Annotated in this window: 7 protein-coding genes; 3 read left to right on the top strand and 4 right to left on the bottom strand. The window is 42.9% G+C overall.

The window, feature by feature from the left end:
• Positions 1–112: 112 nt before the first annotated feature.
• Positions 113–2,239 carry a SpoIIE family protein phosphatase gene (locus QUB44_RS14815; protein ID WP_333368664.1) on the bottom strand — a complete coding sequence of 709 codons (2,127 nt, stop codon included), beginning with the start codon at positions 2,237–2,239 and terminating at the stop codon, positions 113–115.
• Positions 2,240–2,414: 175 nt separating this feature from the next.
• On the opposite strand from QUB44_RS14815, the gene QUB44_RS14810 reads away from it, so the two are divergent.
• The gene (locus QUB44_RS14810; RefSeq protein ID WP_333368661.1) at positions 2,415–2,774 is read left to right on the top strand and encodes a VOC family protein; all 360 of its coding nucleotides are present in this window, start codon (positions 2,415–2,417) and stop codon (positions 2,772–2,774) included.
• A gap of 3 nt (positions 2,775–2,777) precedes the next feature.
• Positions 2,778–4,058, top strand: coding sequence for a recombinase family protein (locus QUB44_RS14805; protein WP_333368658.1), 1,281 nt, complete (start codon positions 2,778–2,780; stop codon positions 4,056–4,058).
• Positions 4,059–4,107: 49 nt separating this feature from the next.
• On the opposite strand, the gene QUB44_RS14800 is transcribed toward QUB44_RS14805, so the two are convergent.
• The 3 genes from QUB44_RS14800 to QUB44_RS14790 form a co-directional block, all read right to left on the bottom strand.
• Positions 4,108–5,325 carry an adenylate/guanylate cyclase domain-containing protein gene (locus QUB44_RS14800; protein ID WP_333368731.1) on the bottom strand — a complete coding sequence of 406 codons (1,218 nt, stop codon included), beginning with the start codon at positions 5,323–5,325 and terminating at the stop codon, positions 4,108–4,110.
• Positions 5,326–5,519: 194 nt separating this feature from the next.
• Entirely contained in the window at positions 5,520–9,200 is a 3,681-nt protein-coding gene (locus tag QUB44_RS14795; RefSeq protein WP_333368655.1) for a GAF domain-containing protein, read from the bottom strand.
• Positions 9,201–9,290: 90 nt separating this feature from the next.
• Positions 9,291–10,859 (bottom strand): ATP-binding protein, encoded by a 1,569-nt coding sequence (locus QUB44_RS14790; RefSeq protein WP_333166807.1) that lies wholly within the window; start codon positions 10,857–10,859, stop codon positions 9,291–9,293.
• 685 nt (positions 10,860–11,544) lie between these two features.
• On the opposite strand from QUB44_RS14790, the gene QUB44_RS14785 reads away from it, so the two are divergent.
• On the top strand, positions 11,545–12,834 hold the full coding sequence (locus QUB44_RS14785; protein ID WP_333166808.1) for an AAA-like domain-containing protein: 1,290 nt from the start codon (positions 11,545–11,547) through the stop codon (positions 12,832–12,834).
• Positions 12,835–13,042: the final 208 nt, after the last annotated feature.

Below are 13,042 nucleotides of genomic sequence, written 5' to 3'. Positions count from 1 at the left end.
TATAAAATTTTATTCATATATCTTTTATATCAAACACAGCCGATAATACTAAGTATCTTTTTTTAGAATAGCAGTGATGGGTGAATTAAGCAATAAGGAAAACAGACAGGACTTAATCCTTTTTCTTGATAACAAGCAAGGTAATGTCATCAAATACCTTTTGTTCTCCAATAAAGTCTCGCAAATCATCGATGGCGGCTTCCTTAATTTGTTCGGCGCTCAAATGCCAGTTTTGAGAAACCACTTCACAGAGTCTTTCGATACTGTAAAATTTTTTGTGTATGTTTCTAGCTTCGGGGATGCCGTCAGTATAAAGCACCACCCCGTCCCCAGGTTCTAAGTCAACTAAAACATGGCTAATCCAATCGGAAATATCCTCATCTAAACCCAGCGGAAATCCTAAATTCATGGTGTCTATCCGCTGGATTTGACCGCCTTTCCTGACCACAAGAGTTTCCTCATGTTGACCGCTGATACTAATTGTGCGATCCGCATAGTTGAGCAAAGCTAGTGTCATATTTTTGTCGGAGTTCATGCGCTGGACATTTTTATAAATAGTGCGGTTGAGGGTATCTAAAAAACGCACCGGGTTGGATTCTTGCATTTCCTGAAGAGTGCGGACCGCAGCTTGAGTCATCACCATCAAAATGCCACTTTCTAATCCGTGTCCGGTGACATCACCAATGCAAATCGTGACAACCCCGTTAGTACAAAGTACGTCGTAGTAATCACCGCCTACTTCCGAGGCTGGCTCCATAAATCCGGCAATATCTAAATCTTCAATGGCTGCAAGTTCAGCAGGTTTTGGCAGAATCAACTGCTGCATTTGTTTGAGCATATCGAGCTCGGAGCTCATGCGGAGGTTTTCCGCTTTCAGGCGCTGGTTGAGAGCGGCAATTTGTTTAGTGGCTGTGGCGAGTTCAGAGGTACGTTCTTTGACTTTATCTTCTAGGGTTTCAAAGGATTCTTGCTGCTGTCTCGCCATGCTATTAAAGGAATTTCTTAAGGTTTCAATTTCCCAAATCCGACTGGAATCAACGTTCTGGTTAAGAGCACCACCTGCTAGATATTCTGAAGCTTGAGCAATTTGGTTCAGGGGGCGAGTAATCCAGCTAGCGGTGAAAATACCCACTCCAACAGAGACAATTAGAGCCACAATACACAGTAAAATGGTGTGGCGAGTGTTAGCATAAATTTGCGCCATAAAGTCTGCTTCAGGAACTACTACTACACTCAGCCAATTGAGACCGTACTTATCAGTTAGTGGAGAAACTTGGATAAATTGCCGCTCACCGTTCAGCTTAAAGTCAAGTTGAACAGTTTGATCTATGTCTTCCAAACGCTTGAAGCGATCGAGTAGATAAACCACACTTTGACGCATCAGCGGGTTGCTGCTTTCCTGTGCTTTGAGCCGCTTTGTATTTTTGCCTGTTCCCACCGCAAGAGGCTGTTCTTTAACCGAAGTGGCTATTAACTCCCCCTGGGGTTCAATGATAAATACTTGACCGGAATTGCCCACCCGTAAGGTTTGCAGGAAGTGGCGAATTTGATCTAGTCCCATCTGGCAAGTCAGCACGCCAATTAGTTTCCCTTCGGCATCATAATAGGGTAGACTCGCATTAATTTGCAGCGTACCGTAGCCAAAATTAATATAAACTTTACTCCAAGCTGCCTGTTTCTTCTCAACAGCTACTGTGTAAAAAGGGCGCGTGCGAACATCATAATTGGGCGTGTTTTTTTCGATTGTTGTTGGGTTTCCATTCTCGTCAAGGTTGTAATATATCAAGTCGCCACCCCCCGGAATCAGTTGCTGGGCAAGCTGAGGTTGTTCCAGTCCAACCAGCCGATTTACCCAACCCACACGCAGATACTGACCTTTTTCATTGGCAATTCCCGCGTGACCGATCGACTTAAATTGCAGAACTTGTTTCCAAAAATATGGTCTAGCTTGCTCCAAATTGTCAAAGTTCAACACCCCCAAAGGTACAGCATCCTGATTGATTTGATTCACCAGTGGCGGAGCTTCCAGATAGGTTTGAACACGTTCGTAAACTCTCGCACTCACTTCCTGCCGCAACTGACTAACAATATCGTTGACTATCTGCTCTCCATTTCTGTAAGAGAGATAGCCAACGCAGCCAACAGCCGCCAAAATTTGGAGAACAAAGGGAACTACCAAGACATTGCGGAGACGGAATTTGCCCGATCTGGAGACGATCGCACTTTTTTGAGAAACCATTGTTAAAAACACTCCCAACGGGCAGTTTTTTGTTACAAGACTTGATAATGGATATATTAAGAGCGACGGACAATGTTATCATATCAAAAACTCAACCAACATCAAAAAATCTGCGTTCATCAGCGCTCATCTGCCTCCATCAGCGGTTAAAATAAAACAATAAATTCCAACAAAAATGCAAATTACCCAATCCCTCCACGCCGCCATACTCATCTCCAACCTGGAAAAATCCCAACACTTTTACAGCACCGTACTAAAACTGCAAAAAATCGATCGAAACTTAAAATTTGCCGGAATCTGGTATCAAATCGGCGACTTCCAGCTCCACCTAATTTTAGGTGCAACAATTATCCCAGATGCCGTAGACCATGCCAAATGGGGACGCAACCGACATCTAGCATTTTCTGTTGCTAACTTAGAGGCAGCCAAACAGCAGTTAATCGCTCACAATTGCCCGTTCCAAATGAGCGCGTCAGGTCGATCGGCATTATTTACCCAAGATCCCGACGGCAACATCATCGAACTCAGCGAGTAACAGATGAAAATCATCGCTTATTCTTACACCGAACCGCTACTCGAAGCAGCACCCGCACCGGAAATTTGGGGTCAAGAAGTCGATCGCACCTATCAAGACTTAGGAGGGCGGCAGCAACTTCAGCAACTCCTCAAAGACTGCCAAACAGAACCAGTCAAATACTTATTAATTCAGCGATTTGAAGAACTCGGCGACACATTGCAGCAAGTGTGTTCGCACCTCGCCCAACTCGAAAACCTCGGCGTCGAAATCATCGTACAAGCAGAAACAGAACCGCGAAACCGCAAAAACTTGCTGCAAATCCTCGCAGAAATCCAGCGCAGCCAACACAGCCGGAGTATTCGCAAAGGACACGCGCGCAACCGCATCAAATCCCGGATTCCACCGGGTAAGGCTCCTTACGGGTACCGGCGCGGCAAAGATTGTTATACGATCGATAAAACCACCGCCCCCACCGTTAAAGACTTTTTTGAACACTTTTTAATTTACGGTTCCTTGCGAGGTTCCGTGCGGTATTTAGCCAAGAAATACAACAAAAAAATCTCTGTAAGCACCGGCCGCCGCTGGCTGACAAATCCCGCCTACCGAGGCGATTTGGAATATCAAAACGGCCAAGTAATTTCTAACACCCACGTCCCGATTATTTCCAGAGAAGAAGCCGCCCAAATAGACAGATTGCTGCGCCGCAACCGCTGCCTTTCTCCTCGCAGCGCTAGCGCCCCACGTTCCCTCGCAGGTTTAGCAATTTGTGCAGAATGCAAATCGCCCATGACAGTTGCCAAAGTCACCTCCTACCGCAAAGAAAAAGAATACCTTTATTTGCGACCGATTAACTGTCCAAAACAGCCTAAATGTAGCGGTCTTTCCTACGATGAAGTATTGCAATTAACTATCGCCGGTATTTGTCGGGATTTACCCGATGCTGTTGCGGGGTTGCAAATGCCGAATATGAGTGGAATTAAAGCAGGAATTGTCAGGGCGATCGCCTCGAAACAAGAAATTATAGAGCAACTTTCCGCCCTGATTGACAGCGGCATATTAGACACGGAAACGGCAGAGTTTAGAGCATACAAAATCCGCACCGAAATTGCCGAACTGCAAAACAAATTGGCGCAACTACCCCCAGTAAATTTGCGAGAAATTGCCCAAACAGTTTCCCTGCCGCAATTTTGGCTCGATTTATCAGAATCAGAACGCAGGTTTTACTTTCGAGAATTTATCGATCGCATTGAAATCGTCCGGGAAAATACAAATTGCAAACTGCAAATTATTTTCATTTTTTAATGATTAGCTCGACGTTCATCTATAGCTCCTAGGTTAGATGCCCGACTTCTTAAATAATTCGGGTATTTGGGTACTCTATTAGTTCGCTAGGAGTGGACTGCGTTTGACAATAATCAGTTTCACCCGCTGAATTATCTTTTGTACCCTTTAGCCAATAGGCGATCATCTCTCCTTTACCTTTAACCGTGATCGCACCTCTTTCCTCAAATAAATACCGATCTTTTAACAGTTCGTAAATAGCTGTAGTAACTTGAATATATCCCGGTAATCCTTGACATTCCATCCGAGAAGCAACATTAACAGTATCTCCCCACAAGTCATAGATAAATTTTTTAGTGCCAATTACGCCAGCAACTACTGGCCCTGTATGAATGCCAATCCGAATTTGAAATGGTTCGCCTCTGTCAGTTTGAAAATCAGCGATCGCTTCCTGCATATCCAAAGCCATATTTGCGATCGCTTCTACATGATCTGCCCTCGGCACAGGCAACCCCCCCGCTACCATATAAGCATCTCCAATTGTTTTAATTTTTTCCAAACCGTGTTTTTCAGTTAGTTGGTCAAATCTTGAAAAAATTTGGTTCAGTACATTTACCAATTCTAGAGGTAACATTCTAGCAGCAATAGACGTAAAATCGACAATATCGGCAAAAAGAACTGTTGCTGAATCAAACCTCTGGGCAGGAGAACCCTCGCCCTTTTTTAAATTTTCAACAATCGCTGCTGGTAAAATATTCAGCAATAAATGATCCGACTTTGTTTGAGCAAGCCGTAAAGCTACCTCTACCCCCTGCCGATCTCTAATTTCATTTTGCAAACGTTCGACAAGTTCTTGGAATTGCTTCGTTTGCTCTTGAAGTAACTGTTGTTGACTTTGAATAGTTAACTGATTTGCCACTCGTGCCAATACTTCTTTACCATGAAAAGGTTTAGTAATATAGTCAACTGCTCCCACATCAAAGGCTTTCACCTTATCTAAAACGTCATCTAAGGCGCTTAAAAAAATCACGGGAATGGAACTGGTTTTTGGTGAAGCTTTCAACTTTGCGCATACCTCATATCCATTCATGTCTGGCATCATCACGTCCAGCAAAATTAGAGTCGGCGGAAACTCTTGCACTGTAGCGATAGCCCTTTGCCCGTTCAGCGCTTTACGAACCTGATACCCTTGTTCGGTCAAGATTGTAGATAAAAGCCGCACATTATCGGGCTTATCATCAACTACTAAAATGTTGGCTTGAATTGTAGGATATTGATGGCTGTCCATGCGATCGCTCACGGTAGTTTGTCAAGATAAAAGATATTAATACTTAAGAAGTTTACATCAAAAAAACGAAACAGTATAAATTCCGATTGTCTCTCCTAAAAAAAGATTACAAGGAGACGCTATTGCGGCTTAATGTTAGGTCTTTTTTAAATGAAATAGCCTCCCAAGTTTAGATTAGTTGAAAACTGGTATTTTCAGGTCATCGCAACTGCTGACTGCGCTATATCTATAATGTCGTCAAATAGGAAATCCTGCACCAAAGTAGTTAAATATTCTGCAGCCAAGGCAAACTCGCTCGGCATTTCCTCAATCAACTTGACAATTTTATCGTCGCAACATTCATGAGCAGCATGAGATATCTTTTCTACCCACTCAAGAGGCATTTGACTGAGTTGTGACTCGACAGATTGATTGCTAGTCACTTCGCTAATTTCGCTTTCATTTTCTAGTTTTGCATCAACTGATTCCTCGTAAATATAGCGCACTCCTAAAAGTTCTTCCATTTTCGCAAATAATATCTTTGCATCGAAGGGTTTACGCATGAAATCATCGCAGCCGGCTCCTAAAATAGTTTGTCGTTCCTCTTCAAAAGCGCTAGCAGTAAGAGCAACTATTATAGTTTGTTTTCCGAGAGGATGAGCTTTAATTTGTCTGGTGGCTTCATAGCCATCCATGACAGGCATCTGCATATCCATCCAGATCAGGTGCGGTTGCCAATCCTCCCATACAGAAATAGCTTCTTCACCATCTCTAGCTTCTCGCACGAGGATGCCTAGTGGTGACAATAATCTCTCTATGACTAGGCAGTTATCGGCGCGATCGTCAACAACCAAAATCCGGTATTCTGGTTGATTCGGTGCTAAACTAATTACTTTTTTCTGCGGTTTAAGGATTTTAATTTCGCTTGGAGTGGCAAGGCTGATTTGAATATCAAATGTAAACTTACTTCCCAACTCAGGTTTACTGCTGACAGTAATATCTCCTCCCATCATTTGTACAAATTTGCGGCTAATTGGTAAACCTAATCCAGTCCCCTGCTGAGACTTTTGACCTGTTTTTGTTTGCTCAAATGGTTCAAATAACTTATTCATCTCTTCTGCGGCAATGCCAAGGCCAGTATCTTCAATTTCAAACTGAAGGCGTAACAATTCCGGGCGAAGGTCATTCGCGTCTACACAATCACAGTTTCCTAAGCTTTCGGACTGATTAAAACCAGTGCACCATCCGGTTCTTTTTGGTATAGCTGTGGTTTCAACCGCTAAGCTTTCGGAATGTTCACAACCCGCGTCGGCAAGTTTTGTTTGTGTGTCCGAAAACTCTGCATTTTCAGCCCCCAAACTTTCTTCTACCTTCTTTTTCACTCGCAAAGTAACGCTACCCCTCTCTGTAAACTTGATCGCATTTCCTACAAGATTAATCAAAATTTGGCGCAATTTACCTTCATCTGCAGTAACAAAGTGTGGTACACGGTCACCCACTTCCAAATTTAGCTGCAATTTCTTAGATTTAGCTTTTAATCGAAACATTTCTTCTAAGGTTTTTAGCAAGCGCATTAAATTAAAACTGCTTTCATTAAGCTGACTTCGACCCGCTTCAATTTTGGACATTTCCAAAATGTCATTAATTAGCGCAAGCAAGTGTTCACCCGCGCGATTAATAATTTCTAGGTGCTGCTGGTGTTGATTGTTGAGAGATGAATCGCGCACCATCACCTGACTAAATCCGAGAATGGCATTTAGGGGAGTCCGCAATTCGTGGCTCATAGAAGAAAGGAATTCGCTCTTGGCGCGGTTAGCTGTATCAGCAGCTACGACAGCTTTTTGTAATGCTGTTTCTGCTAATTTGCGATCGGCAATTTCTGTTTGAGCTTGTTCAAAAAGGGTGCATTGCTGGATAGCAATTGCTAGCTGCACGGAAATTTGCTTGAGAGATTCTATCTCAGAAGAGTCCCAATGCCTTTGACTGCGGCAGTGATGAGCAATGAGTAGCCCCCATAGTTTTTCACCTTGCAAAAGGGGAACGACGAGGTTAGCTTTAATTTCCAACTCGCTCAGTAAATTAACGTGGCACTCTGAAATACCTGCTGTATAAATATTGTCGATCGCACGAATGTGTCCCTGCTCGTAAACAGAGACGTAGCGTTGTCGAAAACAAGGGTCATTAATGTCAATTCCCAAAATCGGCATCGTACCGACGGATACCGACTCTACGGCTATAAATCCACTCCAATCTGGATTAAAGCGGTAAATAACTGTTCTATCAGTTGACAAAAACTGGCGGACTTCTTCCACAGCCATAGTCAGCACTTCTTCTAGGTTAAGAGAGGAACGAATTCGCTCTTGAATGGAATTCACTAGCCGCTCCCTTTTTACTTGTTGCTGCAAGGCTATTTCCGCCTGTTTGCGAGCCGTAACATCTACTCCATAACCAACACACTCCACAGGTATACCAGCAGCATCTTTGACTAACTTAACCTCATCGTATATCCAGCGATAACTACCGTCTTTGTGCCGTTCGCGGTATTCGTAGGAAATCGATTCTTTTTCCAATATCTGAGCGTATGAAGTATCAACAATCTCTCGATCTTCTGGATGAACCAAGCTATGCCAATCAAGGGAACCATCAAGAAAATTTCGGGATTCGTAACCAATCATTGAAACAATATTATCGCTGACAAATGTTACGTCATAATTTTCCCCTAATTTGCAGCTAAAAATCACCGCCGGAGTAGTCGCCAGCAAATATTGCAAGCGTTCGGTGACAGAACGCAAGTTTAGCTCGGCTTGCTTGCGATCGCGAGCTTCCATTGCTAAAGCTGCGATCTGCGCCACATAGCTAGCGAAGCTTTGTTCGTCCAGCGTCCAATTCCTGGTCGTTCCCTGATGTTCTAAACAAATTACACCCGCAATTTGCCCTTTATGGGTAATAGGAACATCTAGCATCGACGAGATGTTTAAAGGCGTCAAATAAGATTCGCTAAATTCTCGGGTGCGCGGATCAGTTTTGGCATCAACTGCTGCGATCGCCTGTTCTGTCTTCAAAGCTTGGAAATAGCTAGGATAGTCAGCAACTTTCCTTTCTCCACCGGCGCTGTGTTGATTGGGAGTCAGTTCGTAAATATCCGCACAGCACAGTGCGGATTTATTTTCCTGATAAAACCAAATACTTGCCCGATCGATATTCAGGGTACGAGTTGCCATTTGCGTAATCTCTCTCAACGCCTCGCTGATATTTCCCTCGTAGATACTAGAATTTTTTGCTAATTCGAGCAAACCATTTTGTTGTTCTGTTAACCTACTTTCTCGTTCACGCAAAGCGGATTCAGCGGCTACTTTTTCTCTTATTTCTGCTTCTAAATAACCATTAATTTCTGTTAACTGTGCGGTGCGCTCTTGGACTTTAATTTCTAAATCATCATAAGCGTGGCGCAACGCTAATTCAGCATCTTCACGCACCCCAATCTCAGTCTGCAACTTGCGATTTATGGCCTCTAATTCTTGGGGTGTTTTTAAAGACAAAAACTGGGGCAATAGTGTTACCATTGAGGCGGCGGTGAAGCAGGAAACCAGTGCAGTAATTCCTTTTTCAATCCCCGACAGCCAATAAGCGGAATGCCACAACGTCCAAATGTCTAGCAAGTGACCCGTCCCACACAGAATAATAAATGCACCAAATAAAGCAAATATTCCTAAAAAAGGAACATCGCGCCGCTTGAAGATAAAATAAATTAGCATCGCCGGAATTGAATAGTAGGCGATCGCGATTAAAAAGTCCCCAGTTACGTGCAGCCACACTAAAGGCGTTTGCCAAAGATAGCAATGACCGTGAGGCATATACTGAGTCGGGGAAAAGATATTTTTGAGTGCTTCCCACATAATACTTGTTGTTGGCAGATAATATGGATTTGATGATACCTAAGTTAGGCAAAAAATAAAATAAACCGAAAATGGTAGCTGGATTCAGAATTATTTATTAACGCCTAAACCCAGCTTGTTCATAACAGCTTGCTTTTGGAGTAGGGGGCGATCGCCAAATTGCGATCGCAAAGGAATTTCAATGATAAACTCCGTACCTCTCCCCACCTCGGAAGTACAGCGCAAATAACCTTCATGGGCTTGAATAATCTGATAAGCAATTGCCAAACCCAGCCCGGTACCAGCACCGATAGGTTTCGTTGTATAAAATGGATCGTAAATTTTAGCGATCGCATCATAATCTATGCCAGTGCCATTATCAGCAATGTGAATCTGCACCCACTTGTCATCAACTAAAAGGGTGCGGATGCGAATTTTTAGCAGTGGGCAATAGGCGTTTTGTAAGTGGTCAGATAAATTATTTTCCCAATAGCCGTTGGTCGAATATCCCTCCTGTACAATCTGTTCTAAAGCATCAATAGCATTAGAACAAATATTCATAAATACTTGGTTAAGCTGCCCAGCGTAGCATTCCAATTTTGGCACATCTCCATACTCTTTAATCACTTGGATAGGCGGACGGTTTGGTTGTTCTTTCAAGCGGTGCTGCAAAATCATTAAAGTGCTATCGATACCTTCATGGATATTTACCTTTTTCATGTCGGCTTCGTCTAACCGCGAGAAAGTCCGTAAAGATTTAACAATTTCCCTAATTCGCTCTGCTCCAATTTTGATCGAACCAAAAAGTTTTTGCAGGTCTTTTAAAATAAAATCGAGTTCGATAGTGCGAATCTTGTCTGCAATTTCCGGCGCCGGAGTGGGGTAATAAACTTGATAAGCCTTAATCAATTCTACAAGCTCTTTAATGTATTCCTCCGCAGGAATCAAATTGCCATAAATGAAGTTAACAGGGTTATTGATTTCGTGGGCAACCCCAGCTACCATTTGCCCCAAAGACGACATTTTTTCAGTTTGCACGAGTTGAGTTTGAGCGCCTTTAAGTTGTTGCAGAGCGTTCTCTAAATGCTGAGTTTGTTCTAGCAGTTTAGCTTCCGAGTGCCGCAATGAATTTTCCGCCAAAGAGCGATCGCGATTTTCCTGTAGCAAAAGTTCATTAGTGGATTCTAAAGCGATCGTCCTCTCCATCACGCGTTTTTCCAATTCTAGCATTAATTCCGAGAGTGCTTCTTGAGCTTGTTTGCGATCGCCAATCTCATTTTGTAAAGCTACATTTGCCACCGCCAATTGATCTGGACTGGGAATAGCCAAGATTTTTGGGATTAGTTCCACCAGCACTGCTGCTGTACTTAGCGAAATCAGCGCCGTAATCGCTTTAAGAAAACCAGAGAACCAATAATTAGGATGCCACAGCGTCCATATTTCCATAATATGGGTAATCCCGCAGCAGACAATAAAAGAGCCAAACAGCATGAAAACCCAGTCAAAAGGCACGTCTTTCCGCTTATTAACAATATAAATCAGCGTGATGGGTATCAAAAAATAAGCCACGGCAATCAAACCATCGGACAAAATGTGCAGCCCCACTAATCCAGGCTTCCACAAGTAGCAATGACCGTGAGGAATAAAATAATTAGGAAAGATTTCATGAATCATTTGCATTAAATCAACTAGGTTATTTGCTAAAGTTTTTAAGACAGGATTACATGGAAATAAAAAAACCTGCTAGCACAAAAATAAGAATTATGCTTTTGGACTTAACGCTTGTGATGAGTAAATGCAGCGATCTGAAACTAATGTTAATTAACTTAACATCAATCGACTCAGCTTTAGCAAAGTCAACTGTCACATTTTTAATTCTGCCTTCACTACCAACTGTGACACCGGCATGACATTTTGGCCAACGATAAAGAAAAACTGAGCACAGATTCCTTTCCAGTAGGATCGCCAGCGCCCATTGAAATTAGGTTATAGCACTCTGCGATCCGTCAGGCAACGGGGAAATTACCAGATTTAACGCATTTCAAGGATTTCACTTAACGAAGAGAACCATTCTCCAAAGCCTGTAGAGGTGGGTTCACTCTTGTACCCTTGAAGAGTGCAGGCAGGTTAAATACACTCGCCCCCACCCCGCGAGGGAATTCTTGATTATTGACAGTGATAGTCTTCGGGGATATTTAACCGATTTGACCAATTACCCCCTGCAAAATGTCGCGACAGGAGCGTGTCGCAATCCAATAGGCGATCGATCTGAGCTTTACACTCAATCATAAGTGATAATATCAACGATACACTTATATGGTTATTGCCAGTTATGACGATAGATGAGGTACTACAGCTAACTCGTGTGCGATTACAAAAAGATTTATACCCAGTACAAGAAATCATACTCCGCCAAGTTTGGGAAGGAAAGACTTATACAAGTATCGCATCTGCCTCTCATTACGGAGAGCATTACCTGAGAAACATCGCCTCATCCTTGTGGCAATCTCTCTCTCAAATCTTGCAGACATCTATTAGCAAATCAAATTTTCGCTCTTGTGTAGAATCACGTTCCCTGACCGCAGAGGAACGAGAATTAATTGAATCCTTCACCCGCAGCCAATGCCTCGCAACACCTTTAGAATTTCCCGGCTCTCCCGTGCCCCTCGGTTCGCCATTTTATATCCCTCACCCGCTAATTGAAGAACTCGCCTATCGAGAGATTACCAAGCCAGGAAGTGTTCTGCGGATTAAAGCTCCCAGGAAGATGGGAAAAAGCTCCCTTCTCCTACGGATTTTAGATCGCGCGACTTCTCTTGACTATCGAACTGTAAGTTTAGATTTTCAGCAAGCCGAGGAAGCTGTCTTAGCCAATATCGATAAATTTTTACGCTGGTTTTGTGCCAACATCAGCCGTAACCTAGAATTACCACCTCTATTAGAGGATTATTGGGATGAAGACATGGGTAGCAAAGTAAGCTGCACCATCTATTTGCAACAATATATATTAGCACAAATAAGTACCCCTATTGTGTTAGCGTTAAATGAAGTAAATATAATTTTTGAGTATCCAAAAATTGCCAGAGAATTTTTGCCGCTGCTGCGAAGCTGGCATGAAGAAGCAAAGCGGATTGAAACTTTGGGAAAACTGCGATTAATCGTTCTTCACTCCACAGAAATTTATATTCCTTTAAAGCTCACTGAATCGCCTTTTAATGTCGGTTTACCGCTGCAATTGCCCTATTTTACAGAAGAGCAGATACTTGCTTTAGCTCAGCGTCACGGACTGGATTGGACAGAGGGTTCCGATGCCGATCGACTGATGGCAATGGTGGGGGGACATCCTTATCTGGTGCGGCTCGCTTTTTACCACCTCTGTCACAACAGTGTAACACTAGATCAGCTACTACAAGAAGCTCCGACAATAGCGGGAATTTATAAAGATTACTTGCGGAGTTTTTGGGCAACATTGCAAGAGTATCTCGAATTGGCGGTTGCACTTAAACAAGTAGTAAAATCGGAACACGGAGTGGAATTAGATCCGATAGTGGCTTCTAAATTATTTAGTATAGGGCTGATTCATATCGATAACAACCGCTGTACGCTAAGCTGTGAGTTGTACCGCATCTATTTTGGTTCGCACAACTTTATTTAGAGCCGGCTTTACAGTTTTTTTGCGTAATCCAATATCCCCCTTTAAAACTCGACGTTTTCTGGCGCTTAGAAATCGCTGCTATACAAACAAAGTCCGCCTACGTGCACTAAAAAAAAGGGATAAATCAACCATAATTTAGCATAGTTTATCATAACTTATATTATAATACAGCTCCAGCACCACATCCTTACCTCTAAATAAATTCCCT

The sequence above is a fragment of the Microcoleus sp. AT3-D2 genome, from assembly GCF_036705715.1.
GTDB lineage: Bacteria > Cyanobacteriota > Cyanobacteriia > Cyanobacteriales > Microcoleaceae > Microcoleus.
The sequence above is the reverse complement of the archived record's forward strand: the minus strand, read 5'-3'. Positions and strand labels throughout refer to the sequence as shown.